The following is a 26,922-nucleotide window of genomic DNA, read 5'->3' on the forward strand; positions in this document are numbered from 1 at the left end:
TAAAAACAAGGAGCGGCGATGTATTACGGGTTTGACATTGGCGGAACAAAGATTGCGTTAGGCGTATTTGACTCAACGCGGCGGCTGCAGTGGGAAAAACGGGTTCCCACGCCCCATACCAGCTATAGCGCCTTTTTAGACGCCGTGTGCGAACTGGTCGAGGAAGCCGACCAGCGATTTGGCGTAAAAGGGTCGGTAGGGATTGGCATACCCGGTATGCCGGAAACCGAAGACGGCACGCTGTACGCCGCGAATGTCCCGGCAGCCAGCGGTAAGCCGTTGCGCGCCGATCTCAGCGCCCGACTGGATCGCGATGTGCGTCTGGACAATGACGCTAACTGTTTTGCCTTGTCCGAAGCCTGGGATGATGAATTCACGCAATATCCTTTGGTTATGGGGCTTATTCTCGGCACCGGCGTCGGCGGCGGCCTGGTGCTAAACGGGAAGCCGATTACCGGTCAGAGCTATATCACCGGCGAGTTTGGCCATATGCGTTTGCCGGTTGACGCGCTAACGTTGATGGGGTTTGATTTTCCTCTCCGCCGTTGTGGATGCGGCCAGATGGGCTGCATTGAGAATTATCTGTCCGGGCGCGGGTTTGCGTGGCTATACCAGCATTATTATGATCAATCGCTGCAGGCGCCGGAGATTATCGCGTTGTGGGAGCAGGGCGATGAGCAGGCGCACGCGCATGTTGAGCGCTATCTGGATTTACTGGCGGTTTGTCTGGGGAATATACTGACGATTGTCGATCCCGATTTATTGGTGATCGGCGGCGGACTATCGAACTTTACGGCAATAACAACGCAACTGGCGGAAAGACTGCCGCGCCATCTCCTCCCTGTTGCCCGCGCGCCGCGCATTGAGCGTGCGCGGCATGGGGATGCAGGTGGGATGCGCGGTGCTGCTTTTTTACATCTTACCGACTAATCAAAAAAAGAGGTTGTTATGCAGTCGCGTCGGTTTCATCGATTAAGCCGCTTTCGTAAAAATAAACGTCTGTTGCGTGAACGTCTGCGCCAGCGGATCTTTTTCAGAGACAGAGTGGTGCCGGAAATGATGGAAAACCCAAGAGTATTAGTCCTTACAGGTGCAGGAATTTCTGCAGAGTCTGGTATTCGTACGTTTCGCGCGGCGGATGGCCTTTGGGAAGAGCATCGGGTTGAAGATGTGGCGACGCCGGAAGGATTCGCCCGTAATCCGGGGCTGGTGCAGACATTTTATAATGCCCGCCGTCAGCAGCTTCAACAGCCAGAAATACAACCCAATGCGGCGCATCTGGCGTTAGCGAAGCTTGAAGAAGCGCTTGGCGATCGCTTTTTGCTGGTGACGCAAAACATCGACAATTTGCATGAACGCGCGGGCAACCGCAACATCATTCATATGCATGGCGAGCTATTGAAGGTGCGCTGTTCGCAAAGCGGCCAGATTCTGGAATGGAACGGCGATGTGATGCCGGAAGATAAATGTCACTGCTGCCAGTTCCCGGCGCCGCTACGTCCGCACGTGGTGTGGTTTGGCGAGATGCCGCTTGGCATGGATGAAATTTATATGGCGCTGTCGATGGCGGATATTTTTATCGCCATTGGCACATCCGGTCATGTCTATCCGGCTGCGGGTTTTGTGCATGAAGCAAAACTGCACGGCGCACATACGGTGGAACTGAATCTTGAGCCAAGCCAGGTCGGCAGCGAGTTTGAAGAGAAGCACTACGGCCCGGCAAGCCAGGTTGTGCCGGAATTTGTTGATAAATTCCTGAAAGGGCTGTAGTGCTGTTTGCCCGGTAACGCCTTATCCGGCCTACATTTCACGTTACGTTCATCTGTAGGCCCGACAGGCGCTTTGGCTGAATTAGCGTCCTGCTTTTAGCTTCTGATAATACTCTTCATAAATGGCGCTGGCGTCGCCGACATCGTTTTGCCACTCGCCTTTGCTGATGGTTTGCGCATCCGGATAGAGCGATTTATCATTGGCGACCTCCGGGCTTAACAGCTTACGCGCCGCCAGGTTGGGGGTAGGGTAGCCGATGGTTTCTGCCACCTCTTTCGCGACGTCAGGACGCAGCAGGAAGTTGATTAGCTTCAGCGCGCCCTCTTTATTCTTCGCATTCGCCGGAATAGCCAGGCTGTCCATCCAGAAAATACCGCCTTCCTTCGGCCAGACGACCTCCAGCGGCGTGCCAGCCTGACGAGCAACGAAGGCCGAACCGTTCCACACCATCCCCAGGTTGACTTCCCCTTCCATATACGGATTCGCCGGATTATCGGAGTTGAAGGCCGCTACGTTCGGCATCAGTTTTTTCAACTCTTCATATGCCGCTTCGATCTCTTTCGGATCGGTGGTGTTACCGGAATAACCTAGCTTGCGCAGCGCCATCTGGAAGACTTCTCGCGCATCGTCGGTTAAAAGCAGGCTGTTTTTATATTCCGGTTTCCACAAGTCAGCCCAGCTGGTAATGGTTTTTGGATCGATAGCATCGCTGTTCACGCCAATCGCCGTTGCGCCCCAGATATACGGAACAGAATAATCGTTGTTGGGGTCAAACGGTTTGTTGAGCATTTCCGGATCGAGGTTGTGGAAATTGGTTAATTTCGACTTATCGATCTTCTGGATCATGCCTTCTTTGCGCATTTTGTCGACATAGTATGTAGAAGGAACAACCAGGTCATACGCGCCATCTTTATAGGTTTTGAGTTTGGCATACATGGTTTCGTTCGACTCGTAGGTCGAATAAATCACCTTAATGCCTGTCTCTTTAGTGAACTGTTCCAGCAAGCCCGGCGGTACATACTCAGTCCAGTTATAGAAATAGAGCGTGTCGTTGTCGGAGGCATGAGCGGCACTCATACCCAGCGCCAGGGCGCCCGCCGCGAGCAGGTGGCGTGACCATTTTTTCATTTAACGTCCCCTGAATTACGGGCCTTATTGGCCCTTGGTTTTATCACGAGCAATAAGCTGGCTGGCAATGACCATTACCAGAGACAGCACCAATAAAACGGTCGCCAGCGCGTTCACTTCTGGTGAAACGCCGACTTTTACCATGGAATAAATCTTTAAGGGTAAAATTTCATAGCCCGGCCCGGTGACAAACGACGAGACCACTACATCGTCCATCGACAACGTAAAGCTCAGCAACCAGCCCGCCGCCACCGCCGGCATCGCCAGCGGCAGAATGATTTTGCGTAAAATCGTTACCTCACTGGCCCCCAGGTCTTTTGCGGCTTCCAGCATTCTGACATCAAAGCCTTTCAGGCGCGAATAGACCGTGACGACCACAAACGGCAGGCTAAAGGTGATGTGCGAGAACAGCAACGACCAAAAGCCCAGTTGAATGCCGAGCAACATAAACAGCACCAGCAGGGAGATCGCCATCACGATATCCGGCGACATCATCACCACAAACAGCATCCCGCTGACGAATGGCTTCCCGCGAAAGCGGTAGCGATAAAGCGCCACCGCGGTTAACGAGCCAATCAACGTGGCGAAGGTCGCTGAGAAAATAGCCATCGTCAGTGAATGTTGAGCGGCCTGCAACAGACTGTCGTTATTGACCAGTAGTTCGTACCATTTAGTGGTAAAACCCTGCCAGTTAATGCCGAACCGAGAACTGTTGAAGGAGTTCACAATCAGAATAATGATGGGAATATACAGATACGCATAGATGGCAGTCATGAAACCGCCACGGAGCAGCCGACCGATCATTCAAGTTCCACCTTCTTATTCAGAGGATGGGGTGCTTTTAGAGTATTGAAAATGATCAATTTTTTCTCTTCTCCAAAATCTCTCCAAAACGTCTCGCGGTTATCAGCAGCCAGAGAGAAGCAAGCTGCCGCTTGAAGCCGCGAATTTTACAACAAATTGCCAGACAAGCGGGAAAAAAAGGCCATTTAAATGACTATTCTCATTCGATCCGGTCATATGCGGCATTATTGCGCCAGGCAAGAGGTTACTCTGTAGGCAAACAGGAAGTACGTGAGTAAACCCTGAACGTGACGTCTGAGAAAGCGTCGTCTGATTTTATAAAAAACAACATAAACAGCCGCTTTGTTGTTCTGAGCGAACGTGTAGCGTGGTTAACTGTTCTTCCGCCATTTTTTGTATAGCCTGGGGGGCTATTCTAAAAATGGCGTGAAAAACCTGATCAGAGATGGCTTCGACTATCTCAGCTAACATACTTTGGCTGGTGCTGGGATCCGTTACGAGGAACGCCTGAAACGTCTTATCCGCCAGTAAAACCTCTTTTACCATTTTTTCAATAGGTATGTGGGTATGCGGTGGTGGTATTTCAAGCTGTTTTAATCCACACATCGCCATTGTTTCTAAAAATGCGTTTTGCTGAGTACTTTCGGATATATTTGCATGCTGTAAAATGCACGTTGTCTTTTCAATCCCAGACTGAATTTTCGCTGCCAGGTAGGTTGCCTTTTCTTGCGTTTTCCACTCATCTAAATTTCCTTTTCTCCATTCAGAATATAAAAACCCCTCTATGTTGTCTAATGGAACCGATAATGTCGGCACGTCAGCAAGATTGAGACATAATGTCGAAGGGAGGGGGTAACCTACGATTTCGCTATATCTGCTATTAATCATGGCCGTCATTTGTGGATGCGATTTTAAAATATCCGGGCGATCTTTTATTAAAAAATAAAAATTCCCCATCACTTCACAGCTAAAGGTATCGGTATTTTGAGTGATACGTAACAAGTCGTTCTCTTCGTTTTGATCTATGATGCGAAGAATAATAGTGGCATCATTTTCATGAGGATTATGAACCTGAAATCTATCTCTTTGCGATGCGCAGGCTAACTCTTTTAACTCAAAAAAGATCTCTGTAAGCCGCTCTCGTGTGGGGGCGCGTTCGGCAAACAACATCTCATGTAGACACTTGTCCGCTTTTGCTTTGCCAGTAGAAAAAAAGAAGTCTTTAATTTTTTCCCATAAAACTTTGCAACATGCTTCTTTCGTATTCCTTGGGGAGTTGATAAGGATTTCACTTTTTAAAAAACCATTCCCTATAGTAATCGGCATAATAATCTCACTTAAACTGGAGTAAAAATGACTACATAATTGATTAAATCAACCCTTTTTATCTCAACTGCGGGCGCATCGGATGTAATATAATTTTTAAAAGAGACTTGCAATCAGTATAAAACCTGAGAGCTTCGCGTATAAACGCATTACTGTCTGTGCTAGCGTCGGTACAGGTAAAAGTAAAAGAAGGCCTACCGCAGATAATGTTGTAGATTTGCATTACTGGCGGCAATTGCTTTCATGCGTTTTTTATGCCGGAGGCATGAAGTTTACCCTTGAATAAACTTCATGCCTGAATGCGCGTAGATTTGTTAGCGTTGCGCAATTAATCGCTTATATCACTCACCTTCTTATTCAATAAGCGGGAAGCCCGCCAGTAAATCAACAGCATGAGTCCCATCACAATGGTCAGCGTAATGCTGGTAGCCGCGCCAAACGGCCAGTCGCGAATATTCAGGAACTGTACCTTAATGACGTTACCAATCAGCAGGTTTTTCGCGCCACCCATTAAATCGGAGACGTAGAACAGGCCCATTGCCGGTAGCATCACGAGCAGGCAACCGGCGACAATGCCCGGCATGGTTAATGGAATAATGATGCGGATGAACGTTTGCATTTTACTGGCGCCGAGATCGCGTGCGGCCTCCAGTAGCGGTTTGTCGAGCTTCTCAATGCTGGAGTAGAGCGGCATGACCATAAACGGCAGCAAAATGTAAACCAGGCCGATAATAACAGCGCTTGGGGTGAACATGATGCGAATCGGCGTATCAATCATGCCCAGCCACAGCAGGAATTCATTGAGATAACCTTTAGTGCTCAGGAATATTTTCAGCCCATAGATGCGGATCAGTGAGTTGGTCCAGAAAGGAACGATCAGTAAAAACAGCAATAACGGACGTATCTTTTCCGGTAACTTCGCCAGAAACCAGGCAAAAGGATAGCCCAGCACCAGGCAGGAGAGGGTGGCGATCAGCGCCATATTCAGAGAGTGCAGGAGCACTTCAAAATAGAGCGGATCGAGCAGGCGTGCGTAGTTATCCAGCGTAAAGACCATCTTGACGAAACTGGCGTCGTCACGGGTCAGAAAGCTGGTGCCAACGATCATCAGGTTGGGCAGAAAAACAAACAACACAAGCCAACCGACGATAGTGACAATCACTACATTCTGGAATTTACTTGTGTTCTTCATCAGCCAGTACGACCTCCCAGCTTTCTACCCAACTAATGGCCATTTTTTGGTCAAGTGAATGGTCGAAGTCAGGATCGTCTTCGTTGAAGAATTCGCTGACCATCACCATTTTGCCATTTTCCAGTTCAACCACCGACTCCAGCGTCATACCTTTATAATTGCGCTCGCGCACGTAGCCGATAAGCCCTTCGATGTGGTTATCATCGTTGATCTCTTCGACGCGTAGATCTTCCGGTCGCAGCAGGACGTTCAGTTTTTGGCCCGGTTCGACAGCGAAATTGACGTATATATTGCACTCCCGACCTTCTACGCTGGCGCGGACGCGCTGTTCATCAAGTCGTTCAATGACGGTCGCGTCAAAGCGGTTAATTTCGCCGATAAAACCGGCGACAAACAGGTTTTTTGGCTCTTCATAGATTTCACGCGGCGTGCCGTCTTGCTCAATCACGCCATTACGCATTACCACGATACGATCGGACATGGTGAGCGCTTCTTCCTGATCGTGAGTGACAAAAACAAACGTGATACCGAGTTTACGCTGTAATGCTTTCAGCTCGTTCTGCATTTGTTTGCGCAATTTATAGTCCAGCGCGGAGAGCGATTCATCCAGTAATAACAGGCGAGGTTTATTCACCACCGCGCGAGCGATAGCCACACGCTGCTGCTGTCCGCCGGAAAGCTGGTGCGGTTTACGTTGTGCAAACTCTTCAAGCTGCACCATACGCAGCGCATCGGTCACGCGAGGCGCTATCTCGGCGGCTGGCGTTTTTTGCATCCGTAAGCCAAACGCGACATTTTCAAACACCGTCATATGCGGAAATAAAGCGTAGCTTTGAAATACGGTATTCACATAACGATTTTCGGCGGGAACGTGGGTGATATCCTGGTTATCCAACATGATATGCCCGGCATCAACGGTTTCCAGGCCGGCAATCAGGCGAAGAACGGTTGTTTTACCGCAGCCGGAAGGGCCAAGCAGCGTGAGGAATTCGCCATTGTTAATGGTCAAATCCAGTTGCGAAATGACCTCTTTGCCATCGAAACTTTTGCTAATTCCCGACAAAAGCACCAGCGGTGAAAGCGAACGCGGTTGATTATTCAATTTCTTACTCTGTCCCATGTAAACGCAACGGATGGCTGACCGCTGCGGGGTTTGTGGTTAACCACCTTAATCACTCTTAATGAGGGCGGCCATTCTACGGCAAACCACTGTAATCGCCAATCCTTGTTGCGAATTACTGACTTAGCTTTATAGTCAGAAAGCGTGTCAAAGTGAAATATTCTTGTTTGCAGGGATAAAAGTGACCTGACGCAATATTTGTCTTTTCTTGCTTATTAATAATGTTGTCACGAAAAGTGAGGGTGACTGCATGGATAAACTACTTGAGCGTTTTTTACACTACGTATCGCTGGATACCCAATCAAAGTCGGGTGTTCGGCAGGTTCCCAGCACTGAGGGGCAGTGGAAGTTACTACGTTTGCTCAAACAGCAGCTCGAAGAGATGGGGCTGGTTAACATTACATTAAGTGAAAAAGGGACGTTGATGGCGACGCTCCCGGCCAATGTTGAGGGGGATATTCCCGCCATTGGTTTTATCTCTCATGTGGATACCTCTCCGGATTTCAGCGGTAAAAACGTTAACCCGCAGATTGTCGAGAATTATCGCGGCGGCGATATAGCATTAGGGATTGGCGATGAGGTGTTGTCACCCGTAATGTTCCCGGTACTGCATCAATTACTGGGACAGACGCTGATTACTACCGATGGTAAGACATTGCTGGGCGCGGACGATAAAGCCGGTGTTGCGGAGATCATGACCGCGCTGGCGGTGCTGAAAGGTAATCCTATTCCCCACGGCGACATTAAAGTGGCGTTTACGCCTGACGAAGAGGTAGGGAAAGGCGCGAAGCACTTCGATGTTGAGGCCTTTGGCGCGCAGTGGGCCTATACGGTCGACGGCGGCGGCGTGGGCGAACTGGAGTTTGAAAACTTCAATGCTGCTTCGGTGAATATCAAAATCGTCGGCAATAACGTGCATCCCGGTACGGCGAAAGGCGTGATGGTCAATGCGCTGTCGTTGGCGGCGAGGATTCACGCGGAAGTGCCGGCGGATGAAGCGCCTGAAACCACCGAAGGTTACGAAGGGTTTTATCATCTGGCCAGCATGAAAGGCACCGTTGACCGGGCCGAAATGCACTACATCATTCGCGATTTCGACCGTAAGCAGTTTGAAGCGCGTAAACGCAAAATGATGGAGATTGCCAAAAAAGTCGGTAAGGGGCTGCATCCGGACTGCTATATCGAACTGGTGATTGAAGACAGTTATTACAATATGCGCGAAAAAGTGGTTGAGCATCCGCATATTCTCGATATCGCCCAGCAGGCCATGCGCGACTGTCATATTACGCCGGAGATGAAACCGATTCGCGGCGGCACAGACGGGGCGCAACTGTCGTTTATGGGCCTGCCGTGTCCTAATCTCTTTACCGGCGGATATAACTATCATGGTAAACATGAGTTTGTGACGCTGGAGGGGATGGAAAAAGCGGTACAGGTGATTGTGCGTATCGCGGAGCTGACGGCGAAGCGCGGCCAGTAGCGGATGTTACGCATTGTGGTGAAGCGTTTTATTATTTATGGCGGGATATTTTCCGCCATCAATTTTGCTGCCTGGAGCGCCGAATATCCGCCTTCCTGGTCCCAGCGCCAGCAACAATCTGCAGCATGTTTTATGAGCGGCGATGAAACCTGCATAACGTTTATTGATGATGCGGTGAGGCTGGCCTCGCGGCAATATGGCAAACGCTCAATACAGCTTGTTCGTAGCCTGCTATTACAAAGCGATATTTATCAATGGCTGGGTAAACCGGAGTTAACGCCGCAAATGCTGCTGCGGGCGCGGGCAATAATGAAAACATTTCCGGCGGGCACTTATCCGGGCGATCGGGCCGATATGTTTGAACACCTGGCGGCCTTTTATGTTTACAGTGACGATCGCCATATAGAGTATTCACCTACAGAGCAGTGGCGATACGAGATCAAGGTTGATTACCGTCAGCAGATAGCCTGGCAAGAGCAGGCATTAACGTGGCGTCTTAAAGACAAAAAGGCATCGACGGAGGCATTGGTTTATACCTTAAACAGGATGCGCGACGCTTATTCTGATGCGCTGGAAGAGCGGGATGTCGAATGTGATAGTGTGCGTAAAGCCTATTATTTGGCGAAGATAGACGCAGCGGAGCGGCAGTGGCTGAGCGTTATTTTACGGGATAAAACCTGGGATAATCGTGAGCGCGTCGCCTCTTTTTTGCAGCAGAAAGCGGATATTGCTTATAATGCAGGGCATATTAGCGAAGCGATTAATGCGCTAAGTCAGGCGCTAAAAATTGAGCAAACACTTTATGGTGCCGAAATCGGCGAAATGACGGTTGACAGCAATAATCTTGCTGGCTTTTATGCACAGGGCCATCATTATAAGGAAGCGAAAGATCTCTACCTTAAACTTATCGCGTATTACCAGAGTCGTTTAACGCCAATGGCGACGGTAATATCACGATTACGCTTTTATTTGCCCGAAAACATCGACCTGGACAGTACCTCCCCCTATCTCCCATTGCTGGAAGAATATAAACGTCGGCAGTCTGACGTTTCAATGGTGTTGTATGGTATTTCGCTGCTTTATCAGAATAATCAAGAACTTGAACAAGCAAAAAACTTTGCGGAACGCGCCTTTGCGCTTGATACTGCAGCTTATCCAGCAAAAATGCAGTATGAACAATTACAGCAATTGGCTCATATTGCCGAAGGTCTTGGGGAGAACGTGCTGGCGCGACGTTACCGACAATTATCATTTCGCCATCGAATGGCCCACTCGCTTTATCCGGGCGATCCGCAATATAACGATGTCGCCAACCCTGGCGGCGATCGTTGTGGATAGTTTGCGCCAGCCCGGCCGCCGCCGGGCATTGCGATGTTCTTATCCTTCGAAGAACCAGTACCCGCTATTCACCAGCGCCGCCAGCATCGCGAGGAAGGACGGGTCTTCCAGCGCATCGCCGAAGTTTTCAGCGGTCAGTACAATATGACTGGCGAGCGCCTCCAGAGCGGGGCGATGCGGAGAGTCTATTTTTTCGCCATTCGCATAGACCTCATCGCCGATACGCAATACGCGAAGCCCGCCGAGACGTACTAATACCTCGCCTTGCTTTAAGGCATCGTAAATTTCATCAGGCTGATACGGCGGCTCCGGCGGCGCAATATCCAGTTCGTGGCGTGACTGAGAGAGAAACTCGCCAAGCCACTGTTGGAAATGCGCGGGTTGATTGATCAAATCGAGCATCATATTACGCAGTTTATCCATCTCCTGCGGCAGGATATCCGCCGGATGCTTGCGGGACGGCATATCCGGATCGCTGTAATATGTGTTGCCCAGCTCCCGTTGCAGGACGTAATCGGCAAAGCCGCTGATCAGCTCACGGCTATTGGGCGCGCGAAAACCGACCGAATAGTTCATGGCGTTTTCCAGCGCATAGCCTTCATGCGGGAATCCTGGCGGAATATACAGAATGTCGCCCGGCTCCAGCTCTTCATCAATAATGGCCTCGAATGGATCGACTTGTAACAGGTCGGGATGCGGGCAGTGCTGACGCATTTGCAGCTTTTCGCCCACGCGCCAGCGACGGCGACCGGTTCCCTGGATAATAAACACATCATACTGATCCAGATGCGGGCCAACGCCGCCACCGGGCACGGAAAAGGAGATCATCAGATCGTCGATACGCCAGTCCGGCAGAGCGCGGAACGGGCGCATCAAGGCGGCGGTGGGTTCGTGCCAGTGGTTTACCGCCTGTACCAGCAGCGACCAGTTGCTCTCACCCAGATGATCGTAGCTTTCGAAAGGGCCATGGCTGACCTGCCATTTGCCATCCTGATGGCTAACGAGTCGGCTGTCGATTTCGCTTTCCATCGCCAGCCCCGCCAGCTCATCCGGCGAGAGCGGATCGATAAAGTTGCTAAACCCACGTTTTAAGACCACCGGGCGTTTTTGCCAGTGGCGTTCAAGAAAGTCGGGCCAGTTAAGAGTTAATTGGTATTCCATGTTAAGTATCCGCAGGCTGGTATCTGACACCGATTATAACGGATGCTTAACGAGATGCGTGGAAGAACGCACAGAAATGTTTATTCCTCTTTCTGTGTGGGGTGCTGTCGGCCAAAAACGACCTCCATACGGGCGCCGCCGAGCAGACTGTCGCTGGCAATGATCTGCCCGGCGTATTGTTCCGTAATCTCGCGCGCGACAGCCAGCCCCACGCCTTGTCCTGGTCGCAGGGTATCGGCGCGCTGACCGCGATCAAACACCAAGGAACGTTTGCTGTGGGGTATGCCTGGGCCGTCATCTTCGACGAAAATATGCAAATGATCGTCGGTCTGGCGAGCCGAAATCTCGACAAACTCCAGGCAATATTTACAAGCGTTGTCCAGTACGTTGCCCATCACTTCGACAAAGTCGTTTTGCTCGCCGACAAAACTGATCTCTGGTGAAATATCCATACTGATATTCACCCCTTTACGCTGATAAACTTTATTGAGCGCGGAGATCAGGTTATCTAACAATGGCGCGACGGGATGCAGTTCGCGGCTTAACAACACGCCGCTACCGCGCACACTGGCGCGATGCAGATAATAGCCGATCTGCTGGGAAATCCGGCTGATCTGTTCCAGCATCACCGGTTCAGCTTTGCTGACGCTCATCTTTTCGTTGCGTAAAGAGCGTAACGTACTCTGCAAAACCGCGAGCGGCGTTTTTAAACTGTGCGTCAGGTCGGTCAGTGTCGTGCGGTATTTGTTATAACGTTCGCGCTCGCTTTTTAGCAGTTGATTAAGGTTGCGCACGAGGCTGGTCAGCTCACGCGTCGTCTCCGGATTAAGCATTTCGCGGTGATGATCTTCAAGCTCGCGGACTTCCCGCGCCAGCGCCTCGATAGGGCGTAAGCTCCACCAGGCGGCGATCCACAGTAAAGGAATGACTAACAGTAAATTAGCGGCCAGCACGTATACGAACCAGCTCCACACCATATACGAGCGTTTTAGCTCTATCGGAATGGTATCGACCACCACGATGGTTAACTGCGGCATCCGCGTCGTGGCAGGATAAATATTTACCGCTACCGAGTGGGTCATCTCCGCATCATCGTCATCTTCACGTACTTCTTTGAGTTTTTCCTGCGCGGAATGGTCCTCGCTCAACAGCGTGCTGGTGGCGTCTACGTTGGTTTCAATTTCATGGAAGCCGTTCGTTTTTAACCATTCCGGTTGAATGCTTTTAATCAGCCAGGGGATGTTGCGCTGCGTCCATAATAATTTGCCCGTTTCATCGTAAATCAGCGTCATGGTCGGGCTTTGCATGTCCAGATTTTCAGGCAGCTCAACGCTGATTTTATTATTTTCCCATTTGGCGAGGGTATAAAACAGGTTGCTTTCGCCGCGCAGCAAACGAAAGGTGGTTTTATCAAAACTGACGCTATAGCCGACCAGCGCCACTATGCCATATGCCAGAGAAAGCACCAGCACGACGCCGGCTGTCGCCAGCAAAAAACGAACCCGCAGCGACAGCGGCAGAAAATGGCGAGTAAATTTATTCATTAGCGCAATTCAAAAAGATATCCTTGTCCGCGTACGGTGGTAATGACATCGTGCGGATACTGGGCCTGTATTTTTTTCCGCAGACGCCCCATGAGAACATCAATGGTATGACTTTCCCGCAGTTCCGCATCCGGATACAGTTGAAGCATCAGCGAATCTTTGCTGACCACTTTACCCTTGTTACGGATAAGCGTTTCCATAATGGTGTATTCGAACGCCGTGAGTTTGATGACCTCTTCATTGACGGATAATTCCCGGCGTGAGAGATCCACCTGGAAAGGCGGGATGTTGATCACCTGGGAGGCCAGACCGCTATTACGGCGCATTAACGCCTGCATACGCGCCATTACCTCTTCAATGTGGAATGGCTTCGTCACGTAGTCATCGGCCCCGGAGCTGAGAACCTCGACTTTATCCTGCCAGCCTTCGCGCGCGGTTAACACCAGAACCGGCAGTGAAACATCACTGCTGCGCCAGCGGCGTATTAAGGAAAGGCCGTCTTCATCCGGCAGACCTAAATCGACAATAGCGATATCCGGAAGGTGTTCATTAAGGTAGTAATCAGCTTCCCTGGCATCTTCTGCGGCATCGACCTGGTGACCTGAATCCTGGAGCTGAACCTTCAGGTGGTGGCGTAATAATGCATTATCCTCTACAACCAGTACGCGCATCATCTCTTCTCCCTTGTGTTAACAATAAGAACAGTCTAGCGTTGATTATGGTGCTTTGGGGATAAACAGTTAATAAACCAGACAAATAGTCACCCTCTTTCTGAAGAAAAGAGGGTGAGGCACGCATTATTTAAGTTCGTCGACCAGAGTCACAGCGCGACCGATATAATTTGCCGGCGTCATGGCTTTAAGGCGCGTTTTTTCTGCTTCCGGCAGGGCCAGACTATCAATAAACTGTTTCATTCCTTCGGCATCGACACGCTTGCCACGGGTCAACTCTTTCAGTTTTTCATATGGTTTTTCAATACCATAGCGGCGCATGACGGTCTGGATCGGTTCGGCTAATACTTCCCAGTTGTGATCCAGTTCGTCAAGCAGATGATCGCGGTTTACTTCCAGCTTGCTGACGCCCTTCAGGGTGGACTGATAAGCGATAAGCGCGTAGCCGATGCCGACACCCAGGTTACGCAGGACGGTTGAGTCGGTCAGATCGCGCTGCCAGCGGGAAACCGGCAGTTTGTTTGCCAGATGGTGCAACACTGCATTAGACAGACCGAGGTTGCCTTCTGAGTTTTCAAAGTCAATGGGGTTAACTTTATGTGGCATGGTAGAAGAACCGATCTCCCCGGCGATGGTTTTCTGTTTGAAATGGTTCAACGCAATATAGCCCCAGACATCGCGATCGAAATCGATCAGGATGGTGTTAAAGCGCGCGATACAGTCAAACAGTTCCGCAATATAATCATGCGGTTCAATCTGGGTGGTATAAGGGTTCCACTGGATGCCCAGCGAGGTGACGAACTCTTCGCTGAACTGATGCCAGTCAACTTCCGGATAGGCAGCGATATGCGCGTTATAGTTGCCTACGGCGCCGTTAATTTTACCGAGGATCTCCACTTGGTTGAGCTGGCGGAACTGACGCTCCATACGATACGCCACGTTCGCCATCTCTTTACCCAGAGTGGAAGGTGTTGCCGGCTGGCCGTGGGTGCGGGAGAGCAGAGGAATGTCGCGATACTGCGTGGCGAGATCTTTAACCGCGTTAATCACCTGACGCCAGTAAGGCAGGATCACTTCATCGCGCGCGGTTTTGAGCATTAACGCGTGCGACAGGTTGTTAATATCCTCAGAGGTGCAGGCAAAGTGGATAAACTCGGAAACGTCATGTAGCGCCGGGATCGCGGCGACTTTTTCTTTCAGAAAATACTCAACCGCTTTCACATCGTGATTCGTGGTGCGCTCAATGGTTTTAATGCGCGCGGCATCTTCTTCATTGAAGTTTGCAACAAGCGTATCCAGGTAACCGTTTGCGTCGGCAGCAAAAGCAGGAACTTCCTTGATCGCTGCGTGCGCGGCTAATTTCTGCAGCCAACGTACTTCGACTTGTACACGAAATTTCAGCAAACCGTATTCGCTAAAAATTCCGCGCAGCGCGCTGACTTTATCGCCGTAGCGTCCATCGACAGGGGAAACGGCGGTCAGTGAGGATAATTCCATAGATCATAACTCCGGGGTTAAATGAGCAAGAATTTGTTTTGCCTGAGTCGTCAGGCGATGACGAGAAAACATAAGCTGTAGGCGACCACCGCCTACCTGATGCCAGAGCACGGCTGCACGGATGCCTGCCAGTAGCGAAGCGCGGACTTTGGCCTGCACCTGCGGACTTTGCAGAACGGCCGGGGAGCCCGTCACCTGAATGCGCGGGCCCAATGGGCTAATCACATCCACGTAGATACCCGCCATGGCGCTCATTAGCGTGTCTGACTGCAAATCAAAATGGTCAAGCTGGCGCTGCAGGCCGTTAATGCGATCGCCTAACGTATTCAACGCGCCTTTGGCGGATGACAGCTTGCGCTCCAGCACCATCAGGCTAAGCGTGTAACGCGTCAGTTCGGCGTTAAGTCCTTGTCGGCTGCTGGCATTCAGCACGCCGAGCAGTGTTTCCAGACCAAGACGCAGGTTAGCTTCGCTGCCGCCGAACACGCCCAGAGTAGAACTGGGATTCATATCAATGACACTGTTGAGTGAAACGTGCAACGCGTCGGCATCACAGTGCCCCTGGTGCGCCAGTTGTTGCACCAGGCGTGCCGACTGGCAAATGCCAGACAGCGCGAGGGTGATGTCATAATAATTCTTTGCCACAATCACTGCTTCCTTGTATCAAATAAAATACACTTCATCTTTTAAGCCGCTTTGAGGCGACTTGTATGGTGTTGTGTATTGAATAATCAGACCGTCAGCGGCAGTCGCTGCTCGATAATGCCGCCGCCCAGGCACACTTCGCCGCTGTAAAAGACAGCGGACTGGCCCGGCGTAACGGCGGCAACTGGCTCATCAAAAATGACCTCGATACGATCGTCATCCAGTGCGTTAATCGTGCACGGAATATCGGTCTGGCGGTAGCGGGTTTTTACCGTACAGCGCAGAGTGCCGGTGAACGGTTCGCGATCGACCCAATGTAGCTGCTGGGCGATGAGGCCTACCGACATCAGGCGTGGGTGCTCATGTCCCTGGGCGACAATTAACACATTGTTTTCAACGTCTTTATCCACCACATACCAGGGGTCTTCGCTACCGTCTTTGGTGCCGCCGATTCCCAGCCCTTTACGCTGACCGAGCGTATGATACATCAGACCCTGATGCTCGCCGATTTCATCGCCGTCAACGGTCATGATTTTCCCCGGCTGCGCAGGCAGATAGCGCCCTAAAAAGTCGCGGAATTTGCGCTCGCCGATAAAGCAGATACCGGTAGAATCTTTTTTCTTTGCGGTTACCAGCCCCAGATCTTCGGCGATTTTACGCACCTGCGGTTTTTCCAGCTCGCCAACCGGGAACAGACTTTGCGCAATCTGCTCATGACCAAGCGTGTAGAGGAAGTAGCTCTGATCTTTGTTGCCGTCGAGCCCGCGCAACAACCGGCTTTTGCCGTTGACATCCGCGCGGCGGACGTAGTGACCGGTGGCGATATAGTCGGCGCCTAAATCTTCTGCGGCAAATTCAAGGAAGGCTTTAAATTTGATCTCTTTATTGCACAGAATATCCGGGTTCGGCGTACGGCCCGCTTTGTACTCTTCAAGGAACAGTTCAAAGACGTTATCCCAATATTCTGCGGCAAAATTAACGGTATGCAGTTCAATGCCAAGCTTGTCGCACACGGCCTGCGCGTCAGCCAGATCGGCTGCCGCGGTACAGTATTCCTCACCATCGTCCTCTTCCCAGTTCTTCATGAACAGGCCTTCTACCTGATAACCCTGTTGTTGCAACAGCCAGGCGGAAACGGAGGAATCGACACCGCCGGACATGCCGACGATCACTTTTTTTGGGCTTTCTGACATTGGAATACTCGCGACATTGAACTTCAAGGCGGCGTATTCTACCACGCAGCCCTTTACTTGACACCCTCTGTAAACGGCCAGTTAAATTCGCCCACTATGGATAAGGGGTAACGTTGTCCCGTTTGATAACTGCGAATGCTTTCAGCCACCAGCGGAGAACGTAAATTCGGCGCGTTCAGAATCTCGTCGGCGCTCACCCAACGGCAGCAATCGATGTCATTGTCATGGGGGTCGGTCGCGCAAATATGATCAAGCTTGATGGCGAATAAAAAGCGCAGGAACGGGGTCTTATCCGGCGCAATCCACTGATGCATACGGATAAAATACTGTGGTTGCGCCGTGATGCCAGTCTCTTCCCACAGTTCACGCGCGGCGGCCTGCGCCAGCGTTTCATCTGCCTCCAGGTGTCCGGCAGGTTGATTCCATAACGATTTACCGTTGATGGTCTCTTCCACCACCAGAAATTTATCTTCGGCATGTACGATGCAGGCAACGGTCACGTGCGGCTTGAACATAGGCATCCTTATTAAAGCGGTTTATCAATGTGGTCATAGATCGCGTCAAGCTGTTTCAGACGCTCGTTATAAGCTTTTGTCAGGCAGGTGACGTCGGCCTTGCACTGCTGACGCTGTTTAAGCCAGCTCTGCTGGGCGTCCTGCAGCGCGCCGCGACTGCCCATCGCGAACAACCCTTTCAGAAACTGATATTTGGTGTGCATTTCCACGTCTTTATCATTCAGCGTCAGGTGCGCGCAGATAGCCTTTTCATCCGCAGCCTGCGCTTTCTGGCAGTCGAAGCTGGCCGCATTAACGGATAACGGTGTTAATAAAGCAAAAGCAATGAGAAGCCGTTTCATCTGTCTTTCTCCTGTGCGATCTCGCGCCACTGTCCATTATCGAGGCCGTTGAGCGTGTAGTCGCCCATGCTGTAACGAATTAATCGTAGAGTGGGATGACCGACATGCGCTGTCATGCGTCTTACCTGGCGGTTGCGGCCTTCATATAAGGTGACTTTTAGCCAACTGGTGGGAATATTCTTCCGTTCGCGAATCGGCGGGGTGCGCGGCCACAGCCAGTCAGGCTCCGCGACAATCTCAATACCGGCGGGCAGGGTAGGGCCATCGTTGAGCGTGACGCCAGTACGAAGCGCCTGTAGCGCTTCATTATCCGGGATGCCTTCAACCTGCACATAGTAAATCTTGCCGGTGCGCTTGCCCGGTTGCGTGAGGCGCGCCTGCAGCGCGCCGTCATTAGTCAGCACCAAAAGCCCTTCGCTGTCGCGATCCAGACGGCCTGCGGCATAAACGCCTTGCACAGGAATAAAATCTTTTAACGTGCGGCGACCTGCTTCATCCGTGAACTGCGGCAACACATCGTAAGGTTTATTGAACAAAACCACGCGTTTTGGCTGGTTTTCTTTCCGTGATTTAGATGCTTGTCGTGAGCTGAATCGCTTAACGTAGTGATTCCTAAAAGAAGTTTTTTGCATGGTGTTTTCAGAACTTATTAATTGCCGCATTATAGCGCAATAATGAGTGTCTTTCATGGCGGCAAACAATAGGGTAGTATTGACATGCTCATTACAAAACATTAACAAAAAATTGCTCTAACGCAGTCGTGCAGCAGGACGCCATTGCACATGCAGCGCGATGACAGACGAGCAAACCAGAAGCGCTCGAAGGAGAGGTGAATGGAAAGCAAAGTAGTTGTTCCGGTGGAAGGTAAGAAGATCACCCTGCAAAACGGCAAACTCAACGTTCCTGAGAATCCGATTATCCCGTTTATTGAAGGCGATGGTATCGGTGTTGATGTCACTCCAGCCATGCTTAAAGTGGTCGATGCCGCCGTCGAGAAAGCCTATAAAGGCGAGCGTAAAATTTCCTGGATGGAAATTTACACCGGAGAAAAATCTACACAGGTTTACGGCCAGGATGTCTGGCTTCCCGCTGAAACCCTTGATTTAATTCGTGATTACCGCGTAGCGATTAAAGGTCCGTTGACCACGCCGGTTGGCGGCGGTATTCGCTCTCTGAACGTTGCCCTGCGTCAGGAGCTTGACCTGTACGTTTGTCTGCGTCCCGTTCGTTACTATCAGGGCACGCCAAGTCCGGTGAAACATCCGGAGCTGACCGATATGGTCATCTTCCGTGAAAACTCTGAAGATATCTACGCCGGAATTGAATGGAAAGCTGACTCTGCAGACGCTGAGAAAGTGATCAAGTTCCTGCGCGAAGAGATGGGCGTGAAGAAAATTCGCTTCCCGGAGCACTGCGGTATCGGTATCAAACCGTGTTCTGAAGAAGGCACTAAACGTCTGGTTCGCGCGGCGATTGAATACGCTATTACCAACGATCGCGATTCCGTTACGCTGGTACATAAAGGCAATATCATGAAGTTCACCGAAGGCGCGTTTAAAGACTGGGGCTACCAGTTGGCGCGCGACGAGTTCGGCGGTGAGCTTATTGACGGCGGTCCGTGGCTGAAAATTAAGAACCCGAACACGGGTAAAGAGATCGTGGTTAAAGACGTTATTGCCGATGCCTTCCTGCAACAGATCCTGTTGCGTCCGGCGGAATACGACGTTATCGCCTGTATGAACCTGAACGGTGACTATATTTCCGATGCCCTGGCGGCTCAGGTTGGCGGTATCGGTATTGCACCGGGTGCGAATATCGGCGACGAATGCGCGTTGTTTGAAGCGACTCACGGGACTGCGCCGAAATATGCGGGCCAGGATAAAGTCAACCCAGGCTCCATTATTCTGTCTGCGGAGATGATGCTGCGTCACATGCAGTGGTTCGAAGCGGCGGATCTGATCGTTAAAGGTATGGAAGGCGCGATTGCCGCGAAGACCGTGACCTATGACTTTGAACGCCTGATGGAAGGCGCTAAGCTGCTGAAATGTAGTGAGTTTGGCGACGCGATTATCGCGAATATGTAATAACGATAATTGTTAAAAACAAAAACGGGGACTTAACGTTCCCGTTTTTATTATTAGTATTCGAACGGTTATCAAAATTTTATCAAAAAAATTTATCAAAACTCCCTCAATTTAGACTGCAATAGTAGCCCATTCTTTACCCCAATCGTCATGATAACCTGAGACCCCCTGAAAGCTGATAGTTACCGATTTTGATTGTGGTGGTTTTCTTTATGATGTGTGGTTTGGCTATTTTTTGAAAGTGCCTTACCAGATTTATTGTTATTATCAGGGTATTATTTCAATAAAAGGTGATGATTTATTGCCTGCAATAGTGGGTAGATTAAGCATTTTATGAAATTATTAGTGTCTTTATTTGCACTTCTACAACGCTGTTAAGAGGTGTTGAAATATCAGCCTGGTAAAGAATACGTCAGCGAAAGTGAATGCTATATTAGTCATAAAAATTCAGGAGACATATGCTCAAACCTATCTTCTACAGTGGAAGTGTGAAGGTTCCGGAATATCTGGAAACAGATAAGGCAAAAAATGTTGGACGTACTCCTCTGTCTTCAGATATTCAGCAAGTTAAAAATGTTGTTGAAGATATTCCGCCATTTCCAGAAAGCAGAGCGGCGGTAGGTTCTGTAAGCGCAGCGTACAGGCTTTCTTTTGACGAAGTGTTTTGCGGTCTCAGCAATGAAGAGCGTAAAAAGGTGTATGGTCGCCTTTTTGGAAAACAAGTACTTGCACATATTCATTCCAGGTGTCAGCGCGACGCTGACATAATAAGAGAAAAAGCGCTCAGGCGGATAAGCCGTGAGTGTGGTGCCGAAATAGATTCCACTCTTTTGCTAAATAAGATGGTGGATATTTTACAAAATGCCCGACTGACAATAAATTTTAATGCAGCCAAAATTGACTTTGTCTCTCTCTTAAAAAATAAAGAATATCTGAACTCTTATGCATTAGGTTGCAGACCTGGCGATTTACCTGCTTATAATGTCGGACGTGATTCAGTTGAAACTAAAGCATTTGAACTGGAGAAGCTTGCAGATTCACCTTATGCCCCATATGGTCAGACAGGCGGTTTTTCCGTAGCATATACTCCCAACAGTAGAACTTTTAGCCCTACAAGCAGACCAATTTATGCTGCACTGGACTTTCTGAACGGTGAAAATGGAGGTGCCAGCGCCTATGGGAAATCATTTTTTGAATTAAATGATAATGTAAAAACAAATTGTACATTCTCACCTTTTGATACCTACGGCCACAGATTTGGTCTGGATATTAGTAAATTATCTACATTTTGGCAGATGGAGAACCTGATTGCATCCTGTCAAAATGATTTTTTTGGTTATAATTGCTTTAAGAGTTTGGTTAAAATGGCTAAGGGCGAAAAGTTTTTAGCTCACTCTAATTATGGTACAGGCTATGAAGGGAATTATATAGAGGCTCATATCCATGGTGATGTATGCTTATTTAGAGATATAAAACACGTTTATTTGTCTTTGCAAGAAAATTCTTACTCGAAAAGTCAACTATATGATTATGCAAAACAAATAAACCAGGCGCTTAATAGAGACTGTATAATATTATATTGACAAGCTTATTATCAGTTTCTTGAAAAGAGCTTTAAATGATCATGAGCGCATATTTCTTGAGGTAGGCAGTAACTGCTTTTACATTTATTAGCTTAGGACCGTTCTGGCAGATACCTGTGTGGCACTTCAGTATGGCCTGGCAAAATAGAGGAATATGGACCAGCAGAAGCGCCTGCTGGGTACTTTTCACTTAAATCGCTGGACTTCACCGGAGCTACAGATGAAGCTATCTTCACAGTCATCAGGTGTCCTGCATTACCACAGGAGTGATTTACTGGCTATCGATATTCCTGCTCATCAGGTTTTTACGCCATCTACGAACATTTATTCTGCTATAAGTTGAAATACTGTAAAAATATTAAGGCTTATTATTTTTTCTTTAGGTAAATTTTCGCGCAACAAACTTGGATGCGGGAATGTTCGAAATATCATTGCCTTATACTAGATCTCAGATACCTACAACTCACAACTTTATTAGATCATCTTTCTGAACATATTAATTTTCTGGCGGTTATCAACAATAGGCTGACTAAATTGCCGGACACTTTACCTGGAGGGTACAGACAGATTACGCGGATAAGATCACTACACCGGAAAAAAATTGCCAGTTAATAAGATGTCGTCCATGATTCAGTTGGATGATAATGATTTATTCCCCACTCTTTGATCCTACAATAGTGATCTGATAGTTATCCAGAACGTTCTTGCAGAGGGCGGGCTTATTAAATTACCGTCAATTTCTTAATGAGTTATGTCATGCTTTGCTGAAAATAAAAAACCAGTAGACAGACGACGGCGATCAATATGAGCCGGAAGTACCTGTGTTATTACCGTGGCAGGAATTCTGTAACTGATAAAATAGGTGTGCTTATTATCAGTGATGAAATTTTTTATATATGTATTAATTGCTATTTACAAGTAATTTGAGTGTTTGTTGTGGTCGGTAACATTGTGTTGAAGTAAATCATGATAGACTGAATTTTGATGTGGTGAGATATAATAAATTTGTGTTTTGTTAATTATTTTAAATGTACAGGAGAGTAGTGTGTATATGAATAAGTTTGTGCCTGTTTATACATTACTAATTCTCATTTATTCTTTCAAAGCCAGCGCTGAGTGGACAGGAGATAATACGAATGCCTGTTACTCAGACGAAGTTATCAGTGATGTACATGTTGGTCAGATAGATACTAGTCCTTATTTTTGCATAAAAACGGTTAAAGCTAACGGTAGTGGTACACAGGTTGTTGCATGTGCGGTATCAAAGCAGAGCATATGGGCACCCTCCTTTAAAGAACTTCTTGACCAGGCAAGATATTTTTACAGTACAGGGCAATCCGTAAGGATTTATGTTCAAAAAAATATCTGAACCTATTCGCTTTTTGTAAATACCTTTTCAGCAGATGCTCTTGTGGGACTATCATCGTGCAGTGCGACACAATGCTTTGGACCCAAGTAAGAGGGGAAAAGAAATAATGAAAAATTTAATATTTTTAACATTATCTATAGTTAGCTTTAATAACTATGCAGTAGATTTTGTGTATCGTGTGGACTCAACTCCACCGGACGTTATTTTTCGCGATGGGTTTTCACTACTTAGGTATAACCGCAACTTTCAGCAATTTATCAGTGGAAGGTCATGTAGTGGTGGAGGTAGTAACAGTCGCTATATTGCAACAACCTCAAGTGTTAATCAAACATATGCTATAGCCAGAGCGTACTATTCTCGCTCAACCTTCAAAGGTAATTTATACAGATATTAGATTCGTGCAGATAATAATTTCTACAGCTTGCTCCCCGTATTTTATTAATATTAGAAGGAGTCATTATGACTAAAGATGAAATCTTTGCAGCTATCCTTAGTAGAGAAGGCGGTTACGTTGATCACCCTGACGACAGGGGGGGACCAACGCATTGGGGTATAACCCTGACGACGGCCCGGGCTAATGGCTATATGGGGGATATGCGGAATCTTACCCGTAATCAAGCATTAAAAATCCTTGAGGCAGATTATTGGTATGGTCCACGACTTGATCAGGTTGCCATTATCTCTCACCCTATCGCAGCTGAGCTTTGTGATACTGGTGTGAACATGGGACCCTCAATCCCGATTAAGTACTTCCAGCGTTGGCTTAATGTTTTTAATGATCAGCAAAAAATTTATCCGGATTTGATAGCAGATGGTCAGATTGGGCCACGAACGCTTTCGGCGCTAACATTTTTTCTCTCTCACCGGAGAGATGAGGGCGAAATGATACTTATCCGGGCATTAAATTGTAGTCAGGGACAACGCTACCTGGAGTTAGCAGAAAAGCGCCAGGAGAATGAGTCATTTGTTTATGGATGGATAAAGGAACGGGTAAGGTTGTAATTCCCTTACTTACCACTATGGCGGTTTGTGATGACAGCATATAATGATATATTCACACAGAGAACTGGTGAAAGCCACTAAGTCTCATTACTACTATATTAAGGGTCTGGTTTTTCTATAGTTCTTTGTGTGTTAAAAAACGAGAAATTAATTATGTTGTATGGTATGAGAATGATAGTATTTCCAGCCAAATATCCTTACGGCTAAATACATTATTATCCTTTTCCATTTTGGCACGCCCAGAACTTTCATCCCATCCAGGAATATGAGATCGGACTCTTTTCTGTTACGTAATGGATAATGATACAGGTAGTCATGAATGATTGCCGCTTTGGCATATTCACCATCCGGTGGCAATAATGACCAGAAAATACGCGGAACAGTGGCAAGGTCAGTAACAAATCCTACCGGTACTTCAATGACATCATTTTTATCTTCACTGAGATAAAATCTAAATGGTTTATAAACACGCCATTTATAATGACCTAACATTTCCATTATTGCTGGACTGGTAAAACAACTCATAAGTTTACCTTATAATCTATATTCTGCACCCTCAAAGCACATGCCGTAAACGCTATTTACTCATTAACAGCTTCATGCCAAAAAGGCTACGGGATAATGATCAGAAGCCAATTGTGGCGTAGTCTCATTACGTAATACTTCTATCCGGTGCGAATAAGGTGCTCTATCGACAATGAGCCCATAATCTAATACTCCGCCACCAACTTGCGTAGGTTCACTGGGCGCGAGTATGGTGGCTTCGCGATTCAGCCTTTCAGTTACGAGATCATTCTCAAGCCTGGCTGGGGCTCGGTTGAAATCTCCCGCAAGAAGCCAGGAAAAATGCCGTGTCGAAAGTTGGTTAAAATACTCATGAGTCGCTCTGACAATAGCCGCGGCATCCGGGCCTCCACTGGCCAGTGCATGTGTCGTCAGAAAAACATCATTACCCAGTCCGATGCCAATGATAGGGCGAGATGCGACGGTTACCGGACGCAAAACATAAACAGTATCCGCTCTTTGTCTGGGAACAATGGCCAGATTAACGCGACGCGCTCCAACATCAATACGTGAGTAGTAGATATAGCGTATATCTTCATGACTGGAAGTTCCGGGATTCCAGGTATATCCTTCGACAGGAATACCCACTCCAAAGGGCTGAATATGTCGCCCGGTTGGAATCGCTGAGGTAGGTATAACGTCGGCCTCCTGAACTATGAGAATATCTACCCCGTCACTACCACTGAGAAGCCGACTGACATTGATGTTCCATTTACTTTCAGTGGCGGCTGATGAACTCTGAATATTCCAGGTCATAACTTTGTAGTCACTGATATTAGCGCAGGCAAAAGAAATATAGCTGCAGATGATCATGGTCAGAAGGAAAAAAGCAGGTTTTTTCATGATATCTACTCTCCCCATTATTACTTCTTTATCTGAATGATATATGCTTTCATAACCCATTTTTTCATAACGTTGATTTTACTCTGGCAACGCCTGACTTGTTTCTGGTTCTATGTCTTGTGCAGGTAGTAAGATACATAGTCTAACGTCAATAAAACTAAAATAGATGTCTATTACAGAGGCAAAATGATAGTTTATTTAGTACAATTAATTATTGTTAAGACCAAAGAGAGAACTATAGATAAACAGCTAACTGAATTTAAAATTCCATTCGCTTAACTCATTGTAACTGTATTGGGTTGATTTATTTGTGGAAAGAGAGATTCGATATCATTGGTACTTTATAAGTAAACATAAATTTTCATTACCAGGATTATTATATCCCTGTGTTGAAGGTAGCATTTCATCTATTCTCACCTCAACACAAAACAGGTGACTTAATGAACAAGAAAACCGGACAAATTAATGGTTACATCTTGAACGACTACAACAGCGTCAGACCTCACCATTATACCGGTGCACTGACGCCGGAAGAGCCTGAGAACTGGTACCGTTTTTACTGTAAAACCGTGACCAATAGTGTCGATGCGCAGCAAAACGTATAATTCGTTGATAGGGCTTACAGGCGTGGCACTGGGCAAAACGTTCAGTGGCAAGGACTGGCGCTGGCGCTGGAGCAGTCGGCATTTGGCAAATAGCATGTTGACCATGCGATAAACGCCAACTTCCGCTACATGTTCTGAGTGGTGGCGTTTGCGTTATATCGTCACAGACAGCGCCTTAGGGCGCTGTTTTCGATCGGATATGTCGCTTTCGCAGGAGGGGACGTTATTCGGCGACCAGCCACATATCAGCCTCTTCAAACATCTCTTCCAGCATACGGTGCAGCCGTTCTTTCTCGGTTTTTGTACAGTCACTGTTTAATGCGTTCGCCTGCATTGGCTTAACTTTCACTTGCGCATCGGGAAAAAGTTGATGTACGCGTTTTGTGAGTTCATTGAGGATGATTTCGCGTGCGCCTGGCAAACCTTCAACATTTCGCTTGTCATAAACGAGTTCGACGAACATCGCCATTTCCTTTTTACTGGTTGGATGACCAGTATTTAAGCTGGGTATATAACTGGTGTCAAGGTTTAGCCGCCGTTTTGTCATCCTGACGTTGCGGACGTAAAGTAAATTGACCGCACGTGGAAGTAAAGGTCGCTAACCTGTTGTCGTGTCATGAGGTTAGCGGCTCTCTCTTCACAGCGGTGTCCTGCTACCTGATGGTAAATTCCATGGCGCGACTAAAATCGCAATCGGCCAACACAACAGGGTCGCCTTTTCTGACAATAATGCTATTTGTGCCCAGGCATTTTCGGCTCTGTTTCCCCTTAATTTTGTTATCATCAGTGAGCCAGCGCTGGTTATCATTACCCGTGCATGAATAAAGAATGATTGGCGTGCCTTCTTTCGTACCCTGTCCTGCAGCATCCAGACATTTCTCACCCTGCGTGATTCTGTCTCGGTGAAATGAGAAAAGCTGAGATTGCACATGCTTACACTCCCGCAGCGTCAAACGATTCTGTTGATCTGAGCCTGTATCAAGGCACAGACCATCAGTTGTCCGAATTTGTTCCGCGTCATTTATGTAATAACCACCGGAATTAATTTGGTTTTGTGTAATGACCGGGAACGACAAATTAATACTATACCCTTCATACTTCAAGTTGCTTATGTGTTGGCTACGGATTACTCGGCCCATCCATGGGC

Annotated in this window: 26 protein-coding genes and 3 pseudogenes; 10 read left to right on the top strand and 19 right to left on the bottom strand. The window is 48.2% G+C overall.

All coding sequences use genetic code 11. The annotated features are described in order from the left end of the window. The first annotated feature begins 18 nt into the window (after positions 1 to 18). Together nagK and cobB are read left to right on the top strand one after the other, a co-directional pair. A complete protein-coding gene (gene nagK, locus ACLD11_RS12650; RefSeq protein ID WP_000291338.1) occupies positions 19 to 930 on the top strand; it encodes an N-acetylglucosamine kinase in 912 nt (303 codons plus the stop codon). 18 nt (positions 931 to 948) lie between these two features. Further along, positions 949 to 1,770, top strand: a complete 822-nt coding sequence (gene cobB / locus ACLD11_RS12655; RefSeq protein ID WP_001191856.1) for a Sir2 family NAD+-dependent deacetylase — start codon at positions 949 to 951, stop codon at positions 1,768 to 1,770. Positions 1,771 to 1,851: 81 nt separating this feature from the next. Here the strand turns inward: cobB and potD are convergent, their stop codons facing one another. From potD to potA, 5 genes are all read right to left on the bottom strand, one after another. Continuing rightward, a complete protein-coding gene (gene potD, locus ACLD11_RS12660) occupies positions 1,852 to 2,898 on the bottom strand; it encodes a spermidine/putrescine ABC transporter substrate-binding protein PotD (RefSeq protein ID WP_000759329.1) in 1,047 nt (348 codons plus the stop codon). Positions 2,899 to 2,922: 24 nt separating this feature from the next. Next, complete coding sequence (gene potC, locus ACLD11_RS12665) at positions 2,923 to 3,702, bottom strand: spermidine/putrescine ABC transporter permease PotC (protein WP_342180933.1); 780 nt, start codon at positions 3,700 to 3,702, stop codon at positions 2,923 to 2,925. A gap of 315 nt (positions 3,703 to 4,017) precedes the next feature. After that, positions 4,018 to 5,028: an SPI-2 type III secretion system effector SifA gene (gene sifA / locus ACLD11_RS12670; RefSeq protein ID WP_411014971.1), complete on the bottom strand. Its 1,011-nt coding sequence runs from the start codon at positions 5,026 to 5,028 to the stop codon at positions 4,018 to 4,020. Between the two features lie 328 nt (positions 5,029 to 5,356). Continuing rightward, positions 5,357 to 6,220, bottom strand: coding sequence for a spermidine/putrescine ABC transporter permease PotB (gene potB / locus ACLD11_RS12675; RefSeq protein ID WP_183060521.1), 864 nt, complete (start codon positions 6,218 to 6,220; stop codon positions 5,357 to 5,359). Then, a complete protein-coding gene (potA, locus tag ACLD11_RS12680; protein ID WP_000531607.1) occupies positions 6,204 to 7,340 on the bottom strand; it encodes a spermidine/putrescine ABC transporter ATP-binding protein PotA in 1,137 nt (378 codons plus the stop codon). The genes potB and potA overlap by 17 nt, the downstream gene beginning before the upstream one ends. A 250-nt stretch (positions 7,341 to 7,590) precedes the next feature. Between potA and pepT the strand changes: the two genes are divergently transcribed. Both pepT and ACLD11_RS12690 read left to right on the top strand, forming a co-directional pair. Next, positions 7,591 to 8,820: a peptidase T gene (gene pepT, locus ACLD11_RS12685; RefSeq protein ID WP_000359410.1), complete on the top strand. Its 1,230-nt coding sequence runs from the start codon at positions 7,591 to 7,593 to the stop codon at positions 8,818 to 8,820. A 3-nt stretch (positions 8,821 to 8,823) separates the two neighbouring features. Then, positions 8,824 to 10,158, top strand: coding sequence for a hypothetical protein (locus tag ACLD11_RS12690; protein WP_411014972.1), 1,335 nt, complete (start codon positions 8,824 to 8,826; stop codon positions 10,156 to 10,158). A gap of 39 nt (positions 10,159 to 10,197) precedes the next feature. On the opposite strand, the gene ACLD11_RS12695 is transcribed toward ACLD11_RS12690, so the two are convergent. The 9 genes from ACLD11_RS12695 to rluE all read right to left on the bottom strand — a co-directional run bounded on the left by ACLD11_RS12695 (position 10,198) and on the right by rluE (position 18,387). Beyond that, a complete protein-coding gene (locus ACLD11_RS12695) occupies positions 10,198 to 11,319 on the bottom strand; it encodes a cupin domain-containing protein (protein WP_183060517.1) in 1,122 nt (373 codons plus the stop codon). Positions 11,320 to 11,399: 80 nt separating this feature from the next. Then, on the bottom strand, positions 11,400 to 12,863 hold the full coding sequence (gene phoQ, locus ACLD11_RS12700; RefSeq protein WP_411014973.1) for a two-component system sensor histidine kinase PhoQ: 1,464 nt from the start codon (positions 12,861 to 12,863) through the stop codon (positions 11,400 to 11,402). After that, positions 12,863 to 13,534 (bottom strand): two-component system response regulator PhoP, encoded by a 672-nt coding sequence (gene phoP, locus ACLD11_RS12705; protein WP_183060587.1) that lies wholly within the window; start codon positions 13,532 to 13,534, stop codon positions 12,863 to 12,865. Before phoP ends, phoQ begins: the two co-directional genes overlap by 1 nt. Before the next feature lie 126 nt (positions 13,535 to 13,660). Next, positions 13,661 to 15,031, bottom strand: a complete 1,371-nt coding sequence (gene purB, locus ACLD11_RS12710; RefSeq protein WP_000423763.1) for an adenylosuccinate lyase — start codon at positions 15,029 to 15,031, stop codon at positions 13,661 to 13,663. Positions 15,032 to 15,034: 3 nt separating this feature from the next. Next, positions 15,035 to 15,676, bottom strand: a complete 642-nt coding sequence (gene hflD, locus ACLD11_RS12715) for a high frequency lysogenization protein HflD (RefSeq protein ID WP_001519653.1) — start codon at positions 15,674 to 15,676, stop codon at positions 15,035 to 15,037. 86 nt (positions 15,677 to 15,762) lie between these two features. After that, entirely contained in the window at positions 15,763 to 16,869 is a 1,107-nt protein-coding gene (gene mnmA / locus ACLD11_RS12720; protein ID WP_411011668.1) for a tRNA 2-thiouridine(34) synthase MnmA, read from the bottom strand. Positions 16,870 to 16,922: 53 nt separating this feature from the next. After that, the gene (locus ACLD11_RS12725) at positions 16,923 to 17,384 is read right to left on the bottom strand and encodes an NUDIX hydrolase (protein WP_000476066.1); all 462 of its coding nucleotides are present in this window, start codon (positions 17,382 to 17,384) and stop codon (positions 16,923 to 16,925) included. Positions 17,385 to 17,395: 11 nt separating this feature from the next. Continuing rightward, a complete protein-coding gene (locus ACLD11_RS12730) occupies positions 17,396 to 17,725 on the bottom strand; it encodes a lysozyme inhibitor LprI family protein (RefSeq protein ID WP_000825956.1) in 330 nt (109 codons plus the stop codon). Next, positions 17,722 to 18,387 carry a 23S rRNA pseudouridine(2457) synthase RluE gene (rluE, locus tag ACLD11_RS12735; protein WP_001249415.1) on the bottom strand — a complete coding sequence of 222 codons (666 nt, stop codon included), beginning with the start codon at positions 18,385 to 18,387 and terminating at the stop codon, positions 17,722 to 17,724. The genes ACLD11_RS12730 and rluE overlap by 4 nt, the downstream gene beginning before the upstream one ends. A gap of 171 nt (positions 18,388 to 18,558) precedes the next feature. Between rluE and icd the strand changes: the two genes are divergently transcribed. Further along, the gene (icd, locus tag ACLD11_RS12740) at positions 18,559 to 19,809 is read left to right on the top strand and encodes an NADP-dependent isocitrate dehydrogenase (protein WP_000444508.1); all 1,251 of its coding nucleotides are present in this window, start codon (positions 18,559 to 18,561) and stop codon (positions 19,807 to 19,809) included. Positions 19,810 to 20,267: 458 nt separating this feature from the next. Beyond that, positions 20,268 to 21,392: a type III secretion system effector SopF gene (gene sopF, locus ACLD11_RS12745; RefSeq protein WP_411014974.1), complete on the top strand. Its 1,125-nt coding sequence runs from the start codon at positions 20,268 to 20,270 to the stop codon at positions 21,390 to 21,392. 286 nt (positions 21,393 to 21,678) lie between these two features. Here the strand turns inward: sopF and ACLD11_RS12750 are convergent. Continuing rightward, positions 21,679 to 21,824 (bottom strand): annotated as a pseudogene (locus tag ACLD11_RS12750) (hypothetical protein); the annotation flags it as partial. Positions 21,825 to 22,437: 613 nt separating this feature from the next. Between ACLD11_RS12750 and ACLD11_RS12755 the strand changes: the two are divergent. From ACLD11_RS12755 to ACLD11_RS12765, 3 genes and pseudogenes are all read left to right on the top strand, one after another. Continuing rightward, positions 22,438 to 22,851, top strand: a pseudogene (locus ACLD11_RS12755) (subtilase cytotoxin subunit B). Between the two features lie 16 nt (positions 22,852 to 22,867). Continuing rightward, positions 22,868 to 23,152, top strand: a pseudogene (locus ACLD11_RS12760) (pertussis toxin-like subunit ArtA); the annotation flags it as partial. A 68-nt stretch (positions 23,153 to 23,220) separates the two neighbouring features. Then, positions 23,221 to 23,763 carry a glycoside hydrolase family 108 protein gene (locus tag ACLD11_RS12765; protein WP_411011671.1) on the top strand — a complete coding sequence of 181 codons (543 nt, stop codon included), beginning with the start codon at positions 23,221 to 23,223 and terminating at the stop codon, positions 23,761 to 23,763. Positions 23,764 to 23,910: 147 nt separating this feature from the next. Here the strand turns inward: ACLD11_RS12765 and ACLD11_RS12770 are convergent, their stop codons facing one another. Beyond that, positions 23,911 to 24,288 carry a DUF1353 domain-containing protein gene (locus ACLD11_RS12770; RefSeq protein WP_076935134.1) on the bottom strand — a complete coding sequence of 126 codons (378 nt, stop codon included), beginning with the start codon at positions 24,286 to 24,288 and terminating at the stop codon, positions 23,911 to 23,913. A gap of 72 nt (positions 24,289 to 24,360) precedes the next feature. After that, positions 24,361 to 25,170 carry a cytolethal distending toxin subunit B family protein gene (locus tag ACLD11_RS12775; protein ID WP_411014975.1) on the bottom strand — a complete coding sequence of 270 codons (810 nt, stop codon included), beginning with the start codon at positions 25,168 to 25,170 and terminating at the stop codon, positions 24,361 to 24,363. A 440-nt stretch (positions 25,171 to 25,610) separates the two neighbouring features. On the opposite strand from ACLD11_RS12775, the gene ACLD11_RS12780 reads away from it, so the two are divergent. Next, positions 25,611 to 25,775: a hypothetical protein gene (locus ACLD11_RS12780; protein ID WP_411014977.1), complete on the top strand. Its 165-nt coding sequence runs from the start codon at positions 25,611 to 25,613 to the stop codon at positions 25,773 to 25,775. 223 nt (positions 25,776 to 25,998) lie between these two features. Here the strand turns inward: ACLD11_RS12780 and msgA are convergent, their stop codons facing one another. Continuing rightward, the gene (msgA, locus tag ACLD11_RS12785; RefSeq protein WP_000497451.1) at positions 25,999 to 26,238 is read right to left on the bottom strand and encodes a virulence protein MsgA; all 240 of its coding nucleotides are present in this window, start codon (positions 26,236 to 26,238) and stop codon (positions 25,999 to 26,001) included. Positions 26,239 to 26,428: 190 nt separating this feature from the next. Next, positions 26,429 to 26,914, bottom strand: coding sequence for a ricin-type beta-trefoil lectin domain protein (locus ACLD11_RS12790; RefSeq protein WP_411014976.1), 486 nt, complete (start codon positions 26,912 to 26,914; stop codon positions 26,429 to 26,431). Positions 26,915 to 26,922: the final 8 nt, after the last annotated feature.

Source organism: Salmonella sp. 741265116_PST, assembly GCF_046567715.1.
In the GTDB taxonomy this organism is placed as follows: Bacteria; Pseudomonadota; Gammaproteobacteria; order Enterobacterales; family Enterobacteriaceae; genus Salmonella; species Salmonella enterica.